Origin of the sequence: Spirosoma sp. SC4-14 (assembly GCF_037201965.1) — a bacterium.
Classification (GTDB): Bacteria; Bacteroidota; Bacteroidia; order Cytophagales; family Spirosomataceae; genus Spirosoma.
Map to the genome: position 1 here is coordinate 743,518 of NZ_CP147518.1, position 18,260 is coordinate 761,777.

Annotated in this window: 16 protein-coding genes; 5 read left to right on the forward strand and 11 right to left on the reverse strand. The window is 48.8% G+C overall.

All coding sequences use genetic code 11. The features are described 5' to 3' along the window. Positions 1 to 195: 195 nt before the first annotated feature. From WBJ53_RS03155 to rpmH, 7 genes are all read right to left on the reverse strand, one after another. Positions 196 to 861 (reverse strand): hypothetical protein, encoded by a 666-nt coding sequence (locus tag WBJ53_RS03155; protein ID WP_338874595.1) that lies wholly within the window; start codon positions 859 to 861, stop codon positions 196 to 198. Positions 862 to 1,195: 334 nt separating this feature from the next. Further along, positions 1,196 to 1,972 carry a type III pantothenate kinase gene (locus WBJ53_RS03160; RefSeq protein ID WP_338874596.1) on the reverse strand — a complete coding sequence of 259 codons (777 nt, stop codon included), beginning with the start codon at positions 1,970 to 1,972 and terminating at the stop codon, positions 1,196 to 1,198. 107 nt (positions 1,973 to 2,079) lie between these two features. After that, positions 2,080 to 2,769: a tRNA (adenosine(37)-N6)-threonylcarbamoyltransferase complex dimerization subunit type 1 TsaB gene (gene tsaB / locus WBJ53_RS03165; protein ID WP_338874597.1), complete on the reverse strand. Its 690-nt coding sequence runs from the start codon at positions 2,767 to 2,769 to the stop codon at positions 2,080 to 2,082. 71 nt (positions 2,770 to 2,840) lie between these two features. Further along, positions 2,841 to 4,496 (reverse strand): S41 family peptidase, encoded by a 1,656-nt coding sequence (locus WBJ53_RS03170; RefSeq protein WP_338874598.1) that lies wholly within the window; start codon positions 4,494 to 4,496, stop codon positions 2,841 to 2,843. 25 nt (positions 4,497 to 4,521) lie between these two features. After that, on the reverse strand, positions 4,522 to 5,532 hold the full coding sequence (locus WBJ53_RS03175; RefSeq protein ID WP_338874599.1) for a hypothetical protein: 1,011 nt from the start codon (positions 5,530 to 5,532) through the stop codon (positions 4,522 to 4,524). A 66-nt stretch (positions 5,533 to 5,598) separates the two neighbouring features. Next, positions 5,599 to 5,988, reverse strand: coding sequence for a ribonuclease P protein component (gene rnpA / locus WBJ53_RS03180; protein WP_338874600.1), 390 nt, complete (start codon positions 5,986 to 5,988; stop codon positions 5,599 to 5,601). A gap of 86 nt (positions 5,989 to 6,074) precedes the next feature. After that, positions 6,075 to 6,242: a 50S ribosomal protein L34 gene (gene rpmH / locus WBJ53_RS03185; RefSeq protein ID WP_163943087.1), complete on the reverse strand. Its 168-nt coding sequence runs from the start codon at positions 6,240 to 6,242 to the stop codon at positions 6,075 to 6,077. Positions 6,243 to 6,462: 220 nt separating this feature from the next. Here rpmH and WBJ53_RS03190 point away from each other — a divergent pair, with 220 nt between their 5' ends. Both WBJ53_RS03190 and WBJ53_RS03195 read left to right on the forward strand, forming a co-directional pair. Next, positions 6,463 to 8,025: a M61 family peptidase gene (locus WBJ53_RS03190; protein WP_338874601.1), complete on the forward strand. Its 1,563-nt coding sequence runs from the start codon at positions 6,463 to 6,465 to the stop codon at positions 8,023 to 8,025. Between the two features lie 58 nt (positions 8,026 to 8,083). Next, a complete protein-coding gene (locus WBJ53_RS03195; RefSeq protein WP_338874602.1) occupies positions 8,084 to 9,601 on the forward strand; it encodes an amidase in 1,518 nt (505 codons plus the stop codon). A gap of 26 nt (positions 9,602 to 9,627) precedes the next feature. Here the strand turns inward: WBJ53_RS03195 and WBJ53_RS03200 are convergent, their stop codons facing one another. The 4 genes from WBJ53_RS03200 to treF form a co-directional block, all read right to left on the reverse strand. Beyond that, positions 9,628 to 10,812, reverse strand: a complete 1,185-nt coding sequence (locus WBJ53_RS03200; protein ID WP_338874603.1) for an acyltransferase — start codon at positions 10,810 to 10,812, stop codon at positions 9,628 to 9,630. A 123-nt stretch (positions 10,813 to 10,935) separates the two neighbouring features. Continuing rightward, a complete protein-coding gene (locus tag WBJ53_RS03205; RefSeq protein ID WP_338874604.1) occupies positions 10,936 to 11,547 on the reverse strand; it encodes a hypothetical protein in 612 nt (203 codons plus the stop codon). Between the two features lie 93 nt (positions 11,548 to 11,640). Then, positions 11,641 to 12,393, reverse strand: a complete 753-nt coding sequence (locus tag WBJ53_RS03210) for a hypothetical protein (RefSeq protein ID WP_338874605.1) — start codon at positions 12,391 to 12,393, stop codon at positions 11,641 to 11,643. A 98-nt stretch (positions 12,394 to 12,491) separates the two neighbouring features. Further along, the gene (treF, locus tag WBJ53_RS03215; RefSeq protein ID WP_338874606.1) at positions 12,492 to 14,036 is read right to left on the reverse strand and encodes an alpha,alpha-trehalase TreF; all 1,545 of its coding nucleotides are present in this window, start codon (positions 14,034 to 14,036) and stop codon (positions 12,492 to 12,494) included. 121 nt (positions 14,037 to 14,157) lie between these two features. Between treF and WBJ53_RS03220 the strand changes: the two genes are divergently transcribed. The 3 genes from WBJ53_RS03220 to WBJ53_RS03230 all read left to right on the forward strand — a co-directional run bounded on the left by WBJ53_RS03220 (position 14,158) and on the right by WBJ53_RS03230 (position 18,258). Further along, the gene (locus WBJ53_RS03220) at positions 14,158 to 15,447 is read left to right on the forward strand and encodes an MFS transporter (RefSeq protein WP_338874607.1); all 1,290 of its coding nucleotides are present in this window, start codon (positions 14,158 to 14,160) and stop codon (positions 15,445 to 15,447) included. 111 nt (positions 15,448 to 15,558) lie between these two features. Beyond that, positions 15,559 to 17,580, forward strand: coding sequence for an excinuclease ABC subunit UvrB (gene uvrB / locus WBJ53_RS03225; protein WP_338874608.1), 2,022 nt, complete (start codon positions 15,559 to 15,561; stop codon positions 17,578 to 17,580). Between the two features lie 150 nt (positions 17,581 to 17,730). Further along, positions 17,731 to 18,258 carry a DUF2911 domain-containing protein gene (locus WBJ53_RS03230; RefSeq protein WP_338874610.1) on the forward strand — a complete coding sequence of 176 codons (528 nt, stop codon included), beginning with the start codon at positions 17,731 to 17,733 and terminating at the stop codon, positions 18,256 to 18,258. Positions 18,259 to 18,260 lie beyond the last annotated feature (2 nt).

An 18,260-nucleotide genomic window follows, 5' to 3' on the forward strand; every position in this document is an offset into this window, starting at 1 on the left:
TTTATTATGTGGCCTTGGATTATTTTAGGTTTTTTTTGATAACTTGATATAATACAAAAAAGCGCTTAAGTACTTAAGCGCTTTTTTGTATTATATTCAGAAAAATATATTGTGAATATACCCTTCGGGGAAAGCTAATTTTGGCTTTTATGAAAAAAACAGAAGAGGGAAAGGCCAGGTTAAGCAGCATGTTCGCTACTCTGCATCGGCCTGAACAGCAACTTTTGATTGTCTGGCCCAATTAGCCTGTGCTTTCAGCTGGTTGTAATGACTGATCAGAAGTAGCTTCGTAAGCGTATTTCCCGTGAAACCAGCAACCAGCGATGTATGGTACCGGTGTATTTCTTCCGCAAACTCCTGCTCAATTGTTGGCCACGATTCCCGAAAGAAATCGTCGAGTTTAGTTATGGTTTTACCTTCCTGTATATAATAATTGAAGTTGTTCAGGTTCCGAATGAGCTTTTCATCAACACCACCCGTCGGCGCATTCGTTAGTGTAATCGGCTCGCGTGCATGGCGAAGCCGACGATAGATCATCAGCGAACCAGTTCCAAACTCTTCCATGAACAATGGTTTATAGACCGATTTTTTAACCAGATAATCCATTGTCACAAATTTGCGAAGGGTATTCAATCGATCATCGAAATACTTAAACTCCTTTACCTGAAAGGCCGAATACGCCTTTATCGTATTTCCATCACGATATTGAACGATTTCGGCTTTCCAGTTATAGTCGAGCTCACCGGTCAGCAGAAGGCCGTTTTGCAGTAATAGTTCGCCATGATTCCATGTATTTCTGGCCTGTGCGTTGCCTCCTGCAAAGCCTAAGCAGAGTATCGCTAGCAGTATATACTTTTTCATTTTATCGGGGTTGAGTCTAATCTGGCAGGGATGCCCAGATCGCTTATTCACCGAAAAATGTGTGCCTGATAAGTGATTTACCAGTTATAGTTATCTAATGGTATTTATTAAATATTTTTTTAAATATTTCAAATAGAAGAATATTTGCCATCTTTTAGCTGAACCGTACTATGTATGTATAAGGAGCTGTTTATTAGAAAATTATTTCGAAAAAACAGCATCATGGCAAACACGACAAACTAATCGTTTTTTAGCGGGCACTGGCCGTTCAGGCGCCTATACTGAGGAGACCCTTACACAAAAGCAGGGTATGGATTCTGCACCAAAAACAGTATTATTTTAGGGAGGTGGTCACTATATCGCCAATCAGGCGAACTCCATCGAGGGTTAAAGATGGAATAATATCCACAAAATCGTTGCGCAGTGATGGAATCCGATTCGATAGGCCACCCGTTGCTACGGCCAGACAATGGCCATTCAATTCGGTACGAATCCGGTCGAGCAACGAACGAACAAGGCCTTCGTAGCCTAACACCACACCGGCCTGAATGGCATGAGTGGTGCTGATTCCGAGGGCCGAAGAAGGGACTTCGATGGGTACTTCGGGAAGCTGAGCCGTATTGGCAAATAACGACCGGATTGCTGTTTTCAGACCTGGTGCAATAGCTACGCCCAGAATTTTACCTTCTCCCGAAACGGTAGTGAACGTAAGTGCCGTACCGAAGTCGACAACAACACAATTTTGCTGATACCGAATATAAGCAGCCATTGCATTGGCAACCAGATCGGCTCCAATTTCGTGAGGACGCAGAATGTCGAGGGGCAATAGCGGATATACACCAGGACCAACCACAATAGGGTCGAACCCGAATAGCTCGGCTAGCATGGTGCGCATGATTGGTGTTAGATTAGGAACCACGCTGCTCAGAACGGTTGTCTGGATACTGCTCAACGAAACATTTGCTTCCAGCAGCCACAACCGCAACCGGGCTTCATACGACCTTGCCGATTCGTCGTGTCGGGCGGGCGTACGCCAAATATGTTGCCAGTCTGTTTGATTGTAGAGCCCAAAAACGGCGTCGGTATTGCCAATATCAACGATAATCTGCACGAGAAATAGGACGGTTATCGGGGCGAAATAAGGAGAAAAAGGTCAGAATCCCACAATCTACCGTTTATTCATTGGCTTTATTGAGTACACTCGCCAGGCTTACAGGCTCAAAAAACTACTTTTTTGGGCTTGGTAGTCATAAAATCTTTCAGATAGAGAGGCTCAAACGTTGCCATGTTCTCAAATGCGCTTCTCTCAAAAGCTGCCGTTGCGAGCTTACCTATTGTGCGAGCCGACGGAACAACAGGCTGATCGATGAAAACGGCACTGGGCGAGTAGCTAAGTACAGTGCGGCACTTGGCTGCTCCATCGCCAAAAAAGACAACCGGACCTTGCGCCAACCATTGGGCGAATGAATTTTCGTCGATAATCCGGGCCGATGTAGGTTCAATTTCTTCGCCCGATATGTTGTAAAGCGCACAGTAAACCTCCATGCGTCGGGCGTCGATCATCGGGCAAAGCGTGTAGCCAGGCTGATAGTATGGCCGCACTTGCTCGGTCATTCCGGTCAGTGTGTTTATAGCTACTAGCGGTTTGTCGAGGGCAAAGCAAAGCCCTTTTGCTGTTGAAACGCCAATGCGCAGGCCCGTGTAAGACCCTGGCCCTTTGGCTACCGCTACCGCATCGATTTGCTTCAGCGAATAGCCACTATGCTCCACCACTTGTTCGAGCAAAGTAGTAAGCATGGCTGCTGATGTACGTTCGGTAAATAGCTCGTAAGAGCCCAGTAGCGAATTATTATGATGCAACGCAACCGAGCAGGCTGCCGTGGAAGTGTCGAGGGAGAGAATGAGCATAGAAACGATGAATGATGAATGATAAACAACCAGCCGTTAATTCATCATTCATCATTCTTAATTCATCATTATTACTTGCTTCCTTTCAGAATAGACCCATATTTGTTCATATCCTTGAAAAGATCGAGCGCGGCTTTTAGCTCTGGATCGGTAGCAAATGAAGCCTCCTTAAGACCTTTCTGCAAATAATAATGCCCCGCAATTTCCTGTTCGAGCAATGACTGGATTTCGGGTTTGAAGGTCATCATGTCGGTATCTTTGCTATGCGATACTTTCGTTTTCAGGGCTTTCAGCTGATCCTGAATCTTATCGAAATATTTTTCTTTTTTGGCCGATGCTTCCAGCGTACCAAGATCTTTTTCGACCTGCGTAGTATAATCGTATTCTTTATCGCTGGCCCATTTGGCAAAATCCTGGTATTCGGCATCGGTCAGGTGGAATTCGCGGGCTGGTTTTATGCTCGGATGCTCGTGGCGGTATTTGACTGCATAATCGAAAATTAGCCCTTTATTAGTCAGACTGATGGCAATAGGAGCTGGCGTTTGCGCTTCAATAACCACATCTGGCAGCACACCGCCACCGTCGTAGACCACACGCCCAGCTTTGGTTTTAAAAGCCGTTTTGAGCGAATCGGGGATTTTTCCAACGCTACCATCAGGATTGCGGTGGCTGTAGTCGATAGCCTGAATGCAGCGGCCACTCGGAATGTAATATTTGGCAGTTGTAATTTTAAGCTTCGTGTTGAATGACAGTTCACGAGTGGTTTGCACCAATCCTTTGCCATAGGTACGCTGCCCAATCAATACGCCCCGGTCATAATCCTGAATCACCCCCGACACAATTTCGGCAGCCGATGCACTATGGCTGTTAGTCAGTACAATAATTGGCATTTCAAGATCCATTGGAGGGTTCAGGGCCGTGTAGGTTTTGTTCCATTCGGTCACTTTACCTTTCGTTGTTACTACCTCCGAATCTTTTGGAATGAAAATATTACAGATGTCAATTGCCATGTTGAGCAGTCCACCCGGATTTTCGCGAACATCGAGAATCAGTTTTTTCATGCCCTTTCCTTTCAACTCCTGAAACGCCGTCCGTACTTCCCGCGAGGCCGTTGCCGTAAAATCCTTCAGATCAATGTAGCCAACATCGTCGGAAACCATACCATAATAGGGGACATTGGTCATTTTTACTACATCGCGGCCTACGCTTACGTCTTGCGGACTTTTTTCGCCATAGCGCAGAATAGTTAATTTGACGGAGGTATTATTTTGTCCTTTGAGCAACTTGCCCGGATCAACATCTTTCCGGTTTTTAATATCGACTCCGTCAATTTTCAGAATTTCGTCGCCGATCTGCAATCCGGCTTTTTCGGCCGGTGTGCCCTCATAGACCATCAGTACGATGTTCTTAGACTGCCGCTGACCAATGAGCGCACCAATGCCGTTGTAGCGGCCAGTAGTCATGGTCATATAGTCTTCAATCTCGTCTTCGGCAAAGAAGTTAGTGTACGGATCAAGCGCCTTCAGCATACCGTCGATACTGGTTTTGACCATCCGGTTCGGATTGATCTCATCAACGTAATACATATTCAGCTCTTTGAATAGCGAGGCATATATGTCGAGGTTACGGGCAATTTCGAAGAAACGATCGTCGGTTTTCATCGCCACCAGCGACAAACTTCCGGCCAGCACGCCAGCAACGGCAAGGGACTTCCAGTGTTTTTTCATAACCTTTTAGTAGTACATAGGCGGTTTAGGCCGTCAGTTCATTAATAAATTTTTGTTTGTCGTCGATAAATAAGGCAATGCGTCTTACGGTTCGCTGGCTGCCCAATAGACCAGTCATGGTTACGGGTTCGGTCAGTTCAATGAATATATTCGGGACTGTCAGAAATGTGCCCATCATGGTATTGGCATGGTGTTCGGGCTTATTAGTTATGGGAACAATCTGACCAATCTGTTTACGTTGTATTGTTCCATAGCCACGCAAACCAAAACGCAAAACCAGGTCATTGCTCCGAACCAGCACGGGTCGTTTACCAGTAGCCACCAGATCGGCAACGATAAATAAAAGACTATAAAAACTGGCTGCCGTTGCAAGCCACGCACTTGTCGAATCCCATCGGTCGATTAGCAAATGAACCACGGTCGTTTCAATGATACCGATCAGCAGAAGCCCCATGGTTAAAGCCGTCTGACCCGATTCGCGGTGGGATGTAAAAACTATATCCGTTGCTTTTTTTTCGACCGGCAGCCACCAGCCCAGCAGGCTATAGCGCAGAATCGACAGTTCGCTGACTAAAATACGATTAAATCGGGAATGCCCCAGCACCGCATCCAGACTTTGAAGCAGGTTGGTCATAAAATCGGCACTTACGGCACTGAATTGTCGGTAGTATCTACGAATTTGATTGATCCGTAGGAGCGCATAGCCTACTATGCCTAGTTCAACCAGCAACAGCGACCGGCGTAGTAAACCAACAAACTGCTGATAATTAGTGGGGAGAATGAGGGCCGTTAGGCTCAGTGCCAGCCCGAAAATGCCGAATAGGCTACGGAGCGGAACCTTCAACCGGCGAACAAGCAGAAAATAATAAAGAAGAGGTAACCCAATCAGCATGTCGAACGTTAGGCCCAAGGCTACCCAGTCGGGTTTTTGTTGAAAGGCAGCAGACCGAACAACGGCAATTTCAAGGCAAACTACGGCAAGAGCCAGTCCGGCAAATAGCAAAAATGGACGTAGGAAAAGAACGCGTGCCTGCATAAATCGGGTGTGTGGGAGGCCATTTCCGGTCAGGTAGAGAAACTTGTCCGAACATGGTTAGTTAGGCTACATTTTTTTTAAAGCCAATTTCATACCTTTTTCTATTTCTTCAAACGAAATAATTTGCTTAGCGGTATATAAAAAAGCAATGTAGGCTGGCGAAGATGGTTGGGAACTAAGTCTATGCTTATTAAGGCGGTAGGCTTCCCGAATGCGCCGACGGATGAGGTTACGGTCGACGGCGCGTTTGAAGTTCCGTTTGGAGACCGAGATCACAATGGCGGGTAATGGTGGCTCGCCGACGGGTTCGGGATGGGCCAGATACAATACCCGAAACGGAAAAAGGTAGAACGTCCGCGTGGTCTGCTCCGACCCGGCCGTACTACCTTTCTTAAATAACTCGCCCAGAATTTTTTTGCTGCAAAGCCGCTCCGATTTCGTGAAGGTTTGCCGCATAATTCAGTGTACAGTTTTCTAGTATACAGTTTTCAGTTATTCTGTTCAGCGCTAACTGGAAACTATAGACTGAAAACGGTATACTATTAAATTTTAAAGCGATCGCCTTTTTTCTCGTCCGAAACGGTCAGTTTGTGACGACCTTTCGCACGGCGGGCAGCCAGCACTTTGCGGCCATTGGCGGTTGACATCCGCTCGCGGAAGCCGTGCTTGTTTTTCCGCTTCCGGTTCGATGGTTGGTACGTTCTTTTCATGATATATGTTCCTAAAAAGCCTTATTTCCAAATGAGTCCGCAAAGATAGGAGAATCATGTCAGTTTATCAAGCCAGAATTTGAAAAACGTTTTATCTTTAAAAGGAGTTAGCTAACTGGTACCCAGTTGTTGAGGAATTCCGGTAATTTGGTCGATAGGAAAGCGAGTTGACCGCTTCCTCAGCGTTCTAGTACCTCTTCACGTATTGACCCACTTGCTGATGCATTACCGACTAGCTGCCGATCCTCTTTTGCCACATTATATTGCCGTTGAAGCCCGGTTAACCACCATTCAGAATCTGGCCGAGGTTGAGCTTCAATTACCTGCCTGGCGACCCGGTCGGTACGAGTTGCAGCAGTTTGCCAAAAATATTCAGCGGTTCGAGGTTGTCGATGAGCAAGGAAGGGTCCTGCCGTTTCGCAAAATTACAAAAGATCGGTGGCGGGTGCAGACCAATGGCGCCAGTAGCCTTATAGCCCGGTATAACTATTATTCGATAGTGCCCACGCCCAATTTGCTCAACGCGGGTAGCAGTTTTATCAGCGATGTATTGCTGTATGTCAATCCCGTTAATCTTTGTCTGTATGCCGAAGGGCGTATCGATGAACCCTGTACGCTCGAACTGGCTATTCCTGATGGCTGGATGGTGGCCTGTGGTTTAGAACAGATTGACGCAAAAATGCTTCGGGCGGCCGATTTCTACGAATTAGCCGATTGTCCGCTCATGGCAGCCCCCTCTATTCAGCATATTCAATACAGCGTAAACGAGGTTTCATTTCATGTCTGGATTCAGGGCGGCTGGCGAACAGATGGCGCTCCAACATTCGATGCCGAGCGAATCGTTCGCGATTTTAGCCGATTTTCGGAAACGCAGATCCGACTCTACGGCGAATTCCCTGAGCGCGATTATCATTTTCTAACACTGGTGTTGCCCACACCTTATTATCATGGCGTTGAGCACCGAAATTCGACCATGCTGGTGCTTGGCCCTACCGACGAAGGGGAAGGGTTATATCTGGATTTGCTCGGCGTGGCCTCGCACGAGTTGTTCCATGCCTGGAATATCATTCGTATTCGGCCCATTGAATTGCTGCCGTATGATTTTACGAAAGAAAACTACTTTCCAACCTGTTTTGTCGCCGAAGGCGTTACAACCTATTATGGCGATTTGATGCTGCGTCAATCAAACGTTTTCGACGATGAAGCCTATCTGAAAGAGCTTCAGGTGCTGTTCAAGCGGCATTTCGAAAACAATGGACGGGCGTTTCAGTCGCTGGTCGAGTCGTCGTGGGATTTATGGCTCGATGGCTACGAAAAAGGTGTACCCGACCGTAAGGTGTCGGTTTATCACAAAGGAGCAATAGCGGCTCTGATTCTGGACCTGCACATTCGGCAGCTTACGGATCATGCCCGTTCGCTGGACAATGTGATGCGGACGATGTGGGAGCGATTCGGCAAATCGTTTGTAGGATATACACTAGACGATTATCGGGCTGTCACCGAAACCGTGGCGGGTGAGCCACTGGATTGGTACTACGATCTCTGCATTTTTGGCAACCAACCGCTCGAATCAACGCTCAATCGATACCTGGAATGGGTTGGCCTGGCGGTCGTGTATGAAGAACCAACCCCCGACTCGGTTGGTGGCATTCGGCTACGCGAACTGGACGATGTGGCGGGGAGTTTGCAGCGAGCCCGTTGGTTCGGTGGAACATTAACTGAATCGATTCATGAAGGTCTGGTGCCGAAAGAAAAGTTAAGCAAGGATGTTGTAGCCAAATGAGCCTGGTTATCAGACACTGATATTTTTAGTACCTTCCGCCGTAAACCCTGCCAATCCTATGCAAACGTCCCGTACTACAACTCTATCGTTTGACGAATACGTTCAGCACGACGCTACTGGTCTGGCTCAACTTGTTCGATCGGGCGAAGTTACGGCTCCTGAATTGCTCGAAACAGCCATTGCTCGTGCCGAAGCCGTTAATCCTGAACTCAATGCTATTGTAACGCCCTTGTACGATAAAGGCCGTGAAATGGCTACACATTTGCCTGGCGATGGGCCGTTTCGGGGAGTTCCGTTTTTATTGAAAGACCTGGAGTTCGAATGGGCTGGAACACCCATGAAATCGGGTTGTCGGGGTTATCAGAACTATGTGTCTACAACCGATAGCGAAGTAGTAAGGCGACTAAAAGCAGCAGGGCTGGTCTTTTTCGGAAAAACCAATACGCCCGAATTTGGCCTGACACCCTATACGGAGCCGCAACTATACGGCCCTGCCCGAAATCCCTGGAAGCCAACTCATTCGCCGGGTGGGTCGAGTGGTGGATCGGCAGTAGCGGTAGCTGCCGGAATCGTGCCAGCGGCCAGTGCGTCGGATGGGGGCGGTTCTATTCGGATTCCGGCAGCCTGCTGCGGGCTGTTTGGGCTAAAACCTTCGCGGGGACGGGTTACGCTTGGCCCGCGTTTTGGCGAGTTGTGGAATGGTGCTGTCATTGGTCATTCGGTGACGCGCAGTGTTCGCGATAGTGCCGGACTGCTGGATGCCATTGCCGGACCATTAGCGGGCGACCCATATGGTATTACGCCACCCGAACGGCCGTTTGTTGAAGAAGTAAGCCGAGAGCCTGGCAGGCTCCGAATCGCTTTTTCGACGCAGACGCTGATTCCGGCACAGTCCGTCGATCCAGAATGCGTTAACGCCGTTCGGGATGCTGCTCAACTGCTGGAAAGCCTGGGCCACACGGTAGAGGAAATTGCATTGCCGTACGAAAAATCGATTGTTACGGAGGCTTTTTTCGTAAATGTGCTTAGCGAAACAGCCGCTACACTGCGTGAACTAGGTGAATACCTTGGCCGGCCAACCCAGCGAAGCGATGTAGAACTGAATACGTGGGCGCAGGCTCGATTGGCCGAAGGTTTCTCAGCAACGGATGTAGCCTATCAGAAACGTCGCTGGAATTCGCTCAACCGCAGTATGGGGCAGTTGCACGAAAAATATGATGTGTTCTTAACCCCTACGCTGCCACGCCCACCCATTGCTATCGGTACCTTTCAGAATAAAGCATCGGAGCAACGATTGCTCAAACTGGTTGACTCGCTTGGTGGATTGAAATACCTGAATGGGAGCAAAATTGTCGATGAGCTGGCCGAACGTTCGCTGGGTTACATTTCATTCACCGTCATTACGAACATGACTGGTCAGCCCTCCATGTCGGTTCCGCTTCATTGGTCGCCCGATGGTTTGCCGATTGGGACTATGTTTGCCGCCAAACTGGGCGATGAGGCCACGTTGTTCCGATTGGCTGGTCAACTGGAGAAGGCCCGCCCGTGGTTCAATAAACGCCCAACTAGTTATTGATCTGTTGGTATCAGAGATGGTTCTGGCTATGCGCGGGCAGTTTGGGGCTTTGCCACGGCTTTGGCTCCCGGCGAAAACCGATCTTTTAGTTTCAGGAACTGTTTTTCAAAATATTCGTAGGAGAGCCAGGCTACGAGCGTAGTCATGGCGTAGCTTGTTATATACAACAGCACCGAAAACCCCAGGCTATAGGGCATAAACTGACGGATAACGTACAGGCACGATACGATCACAACCGGATGATACATATAGAGCCCGTACGAAATCTTGCCCATAAAGTTGCAAAGCCTGTTTTCGAGATTGATGACCGAGTTGGGATTGGCCGCCAGATTCATTAGCAGAAAAACAAAAAATAGCGCGTAGCCTTCGTAGTTCAGCCCCGGAATTCGAATACCCAGTGCGAGCATTGTTCCTAATACAGCATACACGACCCACTGTACGGATTTCAGATACAATACAGTCAGGATGGGGTGTTTTTTAAAGACCAAATAAGCACCGATGCCGCCGATGGCCATTGTGCCGATGCGAAAATGAGCCAGAAAATCCGATACCAGTAGCATCGTTGTTCCGGCTTCGGGAGCAGTTGAACCGGGGCCATAGCGCAGCCAGAAAAAACCTGCTGCCAACAAAAGCGCAATACTGGCCAGCGTGAGTATTGTCCGGCGAGGTCGAAGGCTTCCTACCAGCCAGGGCCAGATCAGGTAGAACTGCTCTTCGACGCCAATCGACCATGTGTGCGAACACAGCGGCATTTCGTGGTAGAGCGTGAGCGCTATATTGGGCATAACGATTCCAAAAAATGCCAGCTTTTGCCAGAAATGGTCATAGGCATGTTCGGAAACACCAGGAATATAAAGCGCCGGGATGTGCGGAAATACGAAAAAACTTAATCCAATGATCCAGAAATAGAGCGGCCAGATGCGCAAAATGCGTCTTACGTAGAAATTGCCGATATGAATGCGACCGGCATACTGCTTTTCGGCCAGTAACAGATACGTGATCAGAAAGCCACTTAAGACAAAAAACAGTGCAACGCCTAAGCGTCCGGCCTGATAAACAACCGGGTGTTCGTTGGTTTTGTCGAAGGTGTCCGTATAACCATAAATGGTCTTAAACTGCTCAATATGGTGAAAGACCACCGAGGATGCTGCAAGAAAACGTACTCCGTTAAAGCCGGAAAAATAGACGGCGGATGGGTTTTTAGCCGACATAGTCACTAATTCGGTTCAGCCGTAAAAGTACGTAAAAAGTATCCTTGCTACGTTAGTTTCGGTAACAAGAAACGCTTTCAATTGGTCCGGAACTGAGCAACCGGCCCACTCAGGCACAACTCATCAGGAGGAAAATCCCCGGCTGCGCCCGCCAAAAAAACCACTTCGCCCACGCGAAGGACGACTTGTCCGCACAACGCGCGACGTGCGGACATTCTCGCGAATCTGGTGCGAACGTTCGTATACGCTGGGGTTAGTATAAAAACGCGAACCGTATCGGCGCTCGTCGTCGCGGTACTGAGGAGCCGTAGAACGGCCTAACATATAGCCCAGACTTCCCCAAAGCAGCGCATTGGCCAGACCATTGTGATGATGAGTTCGGTAGGCACCCGGATTGTGCAGATAGGTATGAGTTGATTCATCACTTTCAACTAGTCGTTTGGCGGCTTCAACACTAAGCGTATCGCGGTGGCCATCGTAATAGCTTACAATAGCGCCCGCCTGAGTGGGGTCGGCCTGCACCTCGTCCGTAATTTTAAAATTACCCGGAGCCGTTTCGGTGATGTAGGTACGAACACCTTTGCCGAAACGGGTTTCGGTTTCGTAATCGTCGGATTGATTATTGCCACAACTTTGCAAGAGGACAGAGCCATTAAGCAAAGCCAGACTAAGCGTAGTACTTAAGGTAATATCTTTTACGCGCCGAAGAACGGCATGTTTGCGAAGCGGTGTCATAGCTTTATCAATTTGAGTACGCTAAACTACCGCTCTTGCTATCGGGGTGCAAGCAGATACGGATAAACCGTTGCGGGTCTTCACCAACGGTCGCTAGAACGGACGATGGTGATTGCCGAAGAGTACTGAAATGCCAGCCGATGCACTAACAATGCTGATGGGGCGGTCGCTGCTGTAATACGAACTTTCCGACTGCCCGTTGGTAGTTTTCGCTTTCGATGTCAGGTTATTAAATTGGCAAAGGGCCTGGGTGTAATCGCCATTGAGGTTCAATGAAAAGCTCCGGCCCAGTCGATAGCGAACGCTTATTCCGCCACCCAATGCCGTTGCCGTACTGGTCGATCCGGTTGTTTGCACCGACATATCAACGGGTCCAATATTTCCGGCAATGGCTGTATTGGGTAAAACGGCCTGGGCTCGGCCTGCCAGGAGCCGGGCATCGATAGCAAACCGACCAAGTGGAATACTAACGTAAGGCCCACCCATAATGGTTGTTACTGACCAGTTATCCGCTTTGACAGTCCATACATCGTTTTCATTGCGGTAAACAGTTGTTAGCAAGGCGTCGGTTTGTAGCGCATTGCGGTGTTGTTCTCCTTTTATCATCAAACCCACGCGCCCAATAATGCGATAGCCCGCTGCTACGTTTATCGATAGACCACGTCCGGCCATGCTAGCCTGATTGTCGATGGGGGAGCAGCTACCAAAGTGACCAACCGGTAAACTGGCTCCTGCCGACACGGCAAAGAATCCTTTTTTATCCTGATGCGATAAAATAAATGTCTTCTGACAAAACGAAACGGTGGTCATACCGGCCGCCAACACGGTTAAATAAAGCTTCTTCATGGCGTAACGGGCTATAAATGAGTTTGGTATAGGCTTTCTGTAGGCTTATACAAACAAATTCGGTGCCACGATTACGCTTCTGACTCTTATTAAAGAAATTATTTTCCCTGCTTATCCTTTAAAAGTCTCAGATACACGCCGTTGGTCCAGCCAAAACCATCCTGGTTCGGGTATTCACCTCCGCCCGTAGTCAGTGATGCGTCTACCACATTATATTTCTCCATCATTTTGCCCGTAGCTTTAAAGACCTTGTCGTTGAGGCTAAGCCAGCGGTCGCGCCCTTCGTTGGCTGTTTCGGCGAAACCATAGTTTAAAAGACCTCGGTAAACAATCCACTGCAAAGGTGCCCAGCCATTGGGCCAGTCCCATTGCTGACCACTTTGCTGGAGGGTTGTAACCCAGCCGCCCGCCTGTAAGAAATCCGATTTCAGGCGTTCATGAACGCGTTCGGCCTGTTGGGGCGTGGCCAGCCGGAAGAAAAGCGGAAAAACTCCGGCCAGCGTGAGCGAGGGTATCTGTTTTTGGGAAACGGCATCATAGTCATGAAAAAAGCCGGTTTCTTCGTTCCAGAACACGCGCTGAATTGCTTTCTGGCGATCATTAATCAACGGATCAAAATCGTCGTAGGCTGTTTTCCAGGCACCGGTCTGGATGGCTATATTGTGGAGAGTTACTTCGAGCCAGTATAGCAGGCAATTTAGATCAACCGGCGCAATATCGGCAGTATGAATATGCGCCAGCGTATGCTCATCGCGAAACCAACGACTGCTGAAATCCCAGCCCGATTCGCAGGCGGCCCGAATATGATTATAAAGTTCTTCGGGAGCGATGCCCAATGGTTCTGCTTTTTCGAGCAGTTCAATTTCCTGCCGATAGGATTCCGGTCGAGGAGTAGGTGTGTCGTCCCAGTAGCGGTTCAGAAAAGTACTGTCGTCGATTCGTACAACGCGCTGACTGGCCGATTGGCCTTGATACACGTTTGGCAGCCCGGCCATCCAGAAATCGTATTCGCGCTGGAGTTGCGGCTGGTAGCGGGCAAGTACGGCTTTCCCGTCAATATCAGCCAGCAAGCCAACCATAAGGGCGAAAAAAGGCGGTTGTGACCGACTCAGAAAATAGGTTCGATTGCCGTTGGGGATAAAACCAAATGTATCGATGAGGTAGGCAAAATTATCGACCATTCCCCGAATCAGCTCAGTCCGACCCGATACCTGAAGGCCCAGTATGGTAAAGTAGCTGTCCCAGTAAAAAATCTCCCGAAAGCGGCCACCCGGCACAACATATGGGTGCGGAAGGGCCACGCGTGAACTCCCCGCAACGGGCATATCGGCAGGGCGGGTCAGCCGATCCCACAAGCGGTCGATGTGGTCGGCGGTGGCGAGGGTTGTATCGCTGACGTAGTTACCAGCAGCTTGCTCAGGGACAACAAAATGGTCGCGGATGAAAGAATCCAGGTCAAAACCGGGCTTTATTTTTTCGACATCGTAGCGTGCCCTAAGCTCGTTTGCCGGAAGTCTGGGTATACAGTCGACAAATGTTTTGGAGTCACTGAAAACATAACTTAACTGAACATCGCGGAATAAGGGCCCAAAAAGCTGGTCGGGCGATAAAAAATGCAGGTGCGCAGGCAGTGTTGGAGACACGATTTTCTATGAAAGTAAGAGTAACGGTGGTTTTTGCTACAACAAAAGAAATAGTATAATTCTGACAAGAAAAGAATTTCCGTATGTTTATCCCCACTGAACTTGTAACCACCGTACTTTTATGAATTTTTGGCGTGTTAAATTATCGCTTTTACTAAACTATTTTGTCTTTGCCATTCTGCTAAACAGCGTTGGAACAGTTATTCTTCAGGTACAGAATAACTATAGCGTATCGGCCTCATCAGCCAGCGTTCTGGAAGCCTTCAAAGATCTTTCGATCGCATTTGTCTCGTTCATTGTTGCTTCTTACATCACCCGTATTGGTTATAAGCGAGCCATGCTCATTGCTCTCGGCATCGTAACGGTGTCCTGTCTGCTTATGCCACAACTACCTGGCTTCTGGACAACGAAATTGCTCTTTGCGGCTACTGGAGCCAGTTTTGCGTTGATTAAAGTCTCCATTTTCGCTACCATTGGCCTGGTTACTGACGATTCGAATGGGCACGCCAGTTTTATGAACTTTCTGGAGTCGTTTTTTATGATTGGGGTGCTATCTGGCTATTTTCTGTTTAGCGCCTTCGTCGATGATACGAATCCCAGATCGACTTCGTGGCTGATGGTCTATTATGTGCTGGCTGGCATTGCACTGGTTGCGTTTCTGCTTCTGCTCAGCACACCCATCGATGAGTCGAGTATTCAGCGCGAAACAATTAATGCACCACTGGCCAAAGCACTGGTGGCCGATCTGGGCGATATGGTTAAACTGGCCATTACGCCGGTTGTGCTGGTGTTTATTGTAACGGCCTTCATTTATGTGCTGATGGAGCAGGGCATCATGAGCTGGTTGCCTACGTTTAACAGCCAGATCCTGAAATTGCCGATTTCGCTCAGCATTCAGATGGCCAGTATTCTGGCCGCTTCAACGGCGATTGGCCGATTTATGGCGGGCTTGCTGCTGCGTCGGCTGTCGTGGTATTGGCTGCTGATCATCTGCCTGATTGTGGCTGCAGGGCTGGTGTTGCTGGCCTTACCGCTAGCCGCGTCGGTGGGCGAGAAAAAAGTAACGGGCTGGGCCGATGCACCAATTGCTGCGTTCATTTTTCCAATGATTGGCCTCCTGATTGCCCCCATTTATCCAGCCATTAACTCCGCTATCCTGAGTAGTTTGCCGCTACGGAAGCACGGACCAATGGCCGGGTTGATCGTTATCTTCTCGGCGCTTGGCGGCACTACGGGCTCCATCATTACGGGCCACGTTTTCGAAGCCTACGGTGGGCAAACGGCTTTCTATTTCTCGCTGGTGCCAATTGGACTGTTGGTTGTTTTACTGACCATATTCCGACGGATGCAGGCGAAGGCCGGTATTTCGGATAAAGTGGTACTGGATAAGGCCGCAATGGGGGGGCATTGATAGGAAAATAACTCCTGGGCAGAGGCTGTTTTTAAGTTATGGGCATTTTCAGAACATACTTGTCGCTGCGCGGTTTTTTTTGTATCTTAGCCAGATTACACAGCTCGACTAATGAACTTCAAATTAACGTCAGAATTTCAGCCTACCGGCGATCAGCCAAAGGCCATTGAACAACTGGTTAAGGGTATAAAAGAGGGCGAACCGGCTCAGGTATTGCTCGGGGTCACGGGATCAGGCAAGACATTTTCTGTAGCCAATGTTATTGCGCAAACCAATCGACCTACGCTGGTACTGAGTCATAACAAGACCCTGGCAGCACAGCTTTACGGCGAATTCAAGCAGTTTTTTCCTGAAAATGCGGTCGAATACTTCATCAGCTATTACGACTACTACCAGCCCGAAGCATACATTGCTACCACCAATACCTACATCGAAAAAGATCTGGCCATCAACGAAGAAATCGACAAACTACGGCTGGCTGCTACGTCGGCACTGATGAGTGGTCGGCGGGATGTGATTGTGGTCGCTTCGGTGTCGTGCATCTATGGCATGGGTAATCCCGAAGAATTTAAACGAAATGTGGTGCGGATTGGTGTGGGCGAACGCATGAGCCGAAATCAGTTTCTGCATCAACTGGTCGAGATTTTGTATAGCCGTACGGAAGGCGATTTTCAGCGGGGTAATTTCAGAGTCAAGGGCGATACCGTCGATCTGTACGTGGCTTATGCCGATTTTGCGTATCGGGTCATCTTTTTTGGCGATGAAATCGAGACCATTCAGCAAATCGACCCATCGACGGGCCGAAAAATTTCGGAAGAACAGATCGTGACGATTTTCCCGGCCAACCTGTTCGTAACGGGGCGGGATACGCTCAATAGTGCAATTCATGAGATTCAGGACGATCTGGTTGCGCAGATTCGCTACTTCGAATCTGATTTTCGGGAGCAGGAGGCCACACGGATTAAAGAACGCACCGAGTTCGATCTGGAAATGATGCGCGAGCTGGGCTACTGTTCCGGTATCGAAAACTATTCCCGCTATTTTGATCGGCGGCAACCGGGCCAGCGACCGTTCTGCCTGCTCGATTATTTCCCCGACGATTATCTGCTGGTGATCGACGAAAGTCACGTCACGATTCCGCAGATACGGGCTATGTGGGGGGGCGATCGCTCCCGCAAAACCGCCCTGGTCGATTATGGGTTTCGGTTGCCGTCGGCGATGGATAACCGCCCGCTTACCTTTCAGGAATTTGAAGATTTGTCGGGGCAAACCATTTATGTGTCGGCTACTCCTGCCGACTATGAACTACGCCGGAGCGAAGGTGTTGTTGTCGAACAATTGATTCGCCCAACGGGCCTGCTCGATCCTGAAATTGAAGTACGGCCGAGCCTGAACCAGATTGATGACCTGCTCGAATCGATCGATGGCCGTGTAAAAAATAATGAACGCGTATTGGTCACAACGCTTACCAAACGCATGGCCGAAGAACTCACAAAATACCTCGATCGGGTTGGTATTAAAACGCGATATATTCACTCTGAAGTGAAAACGCTCGACCGGGTCGAAATTCTTCGCGATCTGCGACTGGGTAATTTCGATGTGCTGGTGGGGGTAAATCTACTACGCGAAGGGCTCGACCTGCCCGAAGTATCGCTGGTAGCCATTATGGATGCCGATAAAGAAGGTTTTCTGCGCGACATTCGATCGTTGATCCAGACTATTGGCCGGGCGGCCCGGAATGCCAATGGTAAAGTAATTATGTATGCCGACACGATTACGGGATCGATGCAGAAAGCAATTGAAGAAACCAATCGCCGTCGGTCGATTCAGATGGAATACAACGCTGATAATGGTATTGTGCCAACAACCGTACTGAAATCCCGCGAGGCCATCATGGGACAAACCAAAGTGGCCGATTCCAAAGCCAAACATTTTTATGTTGAGCCCGAAGAAATTCGGATTGCAGCCGATCCGGTGGTGCAGTATATGGGCAAAAACGATCTGGAAAAGATTATTAATGAAACGCAGGCTAAAATGGAACGAGCTGCTAAAGACCTCGATTTCCTGGAGGCTGCCCGGCTACGGGATGAGTTATTTCAACTGCGCGATAAACTAAAGCAGGCAATGGCTTAGTAATTTTAAGTGTCTGGTCTGAATCAAGCCAATAGCTTTCGTTCAGACCAGACTCCTAAAATTGCCCGGTTGTAGATAGACTGCCTTTGGTTACAAAAAAACGCTATCTTGCAGTTTATCAGATAGAAAAATCCCTTTCCACTCCCTGCCATGCGTCGTGTCCTTCTTCTACTCGGTATTATTGCTGTTATATTACTGGCCGGTTTTTTTGCTCTCCGTATATGGACCAAGTCCAGCAGTCCGGAGTCGATGGCGTTATATAGCCAGGATGGATTTAGTATAAAAGTTGATTACTGCCGACCGTATAAGAAAGGTCGTACTATTTTTGGCGGATTGGTTCCCTATGGAAATGTGTGGCGTACGGGAGCCAACGAAGCTACAGTAATTGAACTTGGTCAGAATGTCGATATTGCCGGAAAAGCATTGAGTGCCGGAACCTATTCGCTCTGGACAATTCCGACCAGGGAGAACTGGACAATTATTTTCAACCGCGAAACGGGTCAGTGGGGAACAGATTATAACCCCGCTGAGGATGTGTTGCGAGTGCCTGTTCCTGCACAGCCCCACAATCCGGTTGCCGACCAGTTTACGATCATGTTTAGCCCCGAAACGGATGGCGCAGACATGCTTCTGATCTGGGACCAAACCGAAGTGGTAGTACCTATTCGGAAGCAATAGGG

Coding starts and splice junctions, on each gene's coding strand:
- WBJ53_RS03155 (WP_338874595.1), bottom strand. CDS start 861: ATGAAAAAGTATATACTGCTAGCGATACTCTGCTTAGGCTTTGCAGGA.
- tsaB (WP_338874597.1), bottom strand. CDS start 2,769: ATGCTCATTCTCTCCCTCGACACTTCCACGGCAGCCTGCTCGGTTGCG.
- WBJ53_RS03170 (WP_338874598.1), bottom strand. CDS start 4,496: ATGAAAAAACACTGGAAGTCCCTTGCCGTTGCTGGCGTGCTGGCCGGA.
- WBJ53_RS03175 (WP_338874599.1), bottom strand. CDS start 5,532: ATGCAGGCACGCGTTCTTTTCCTACGTCCATTTTTGCTATTTGCCGGA.
- rnpA (WP_338874600.1), bottom strand. CDS start 5,988: ATGCGGCAAACCTTCACGAAATCGGAGCGGCTTTGCAGCAAAAAAATT.
- rpmH (WP_163943087.1), bottom strand. CDS start 6,242: ATGAAAAGAACGTACCAACCATCGAACCGGAAGCGGAAAAACAAGCAC.
- WBJ53_RS03190 (WP_338874601.1), top strand. CDS start 6,463: ATGCATTACCGACTAGCTGCCGATCCTCTTTTGCCACATTATATTGCC.
- WBJ53_RS03195 (WP_338874602.1), top strand. CDS start 8,084: ATGCAAACGTCCCGTACTACAACTCTATCGTTTGACGAATACGTTCAG.
- WBJ53_RS03200 (WP_338874603.1), bottom strand. CDS start 10,812: ATGTCGGCTAAAAACCCATCCGCCGTCTATTTTTCCGGCTTTAACGGA.
- WBJ53_RS03205 (WP_338874604.1), bottom strand. CDS start 11,547: ATGACACCGCTTCGCAAACATGCCGTTCTTCGGCGCGTAAAAGATATT.
- WBJ53_RS03210 (WP_338874605.1), bottom strand. CDS start 12,393: ATGAAGAAGCTTTATTTAACCGTGTTGGCGGCCGGTATGACCACCGTT.
- WBJ53_RS03220 (WP_338874607.1), top strand. CDS start 14,158: ATGAATTTTTGGCGTGTTAAATTATCGCTTTTACTAAACTATTTTGTC.
- uvrB (WP_338874608.1), top strand. CDS start 15,559: ATGAACTTCAAATTAACGTCAGAATTTCAGCCTACCGGCGATCAGCCA.
- WBJ53_RS03230 (WP_338874610.1), top strand. CDS start 17,731: ATGCGTCGTGTCCTTCTTCTACTCGGTATTATTGCTGTTATATTACTG.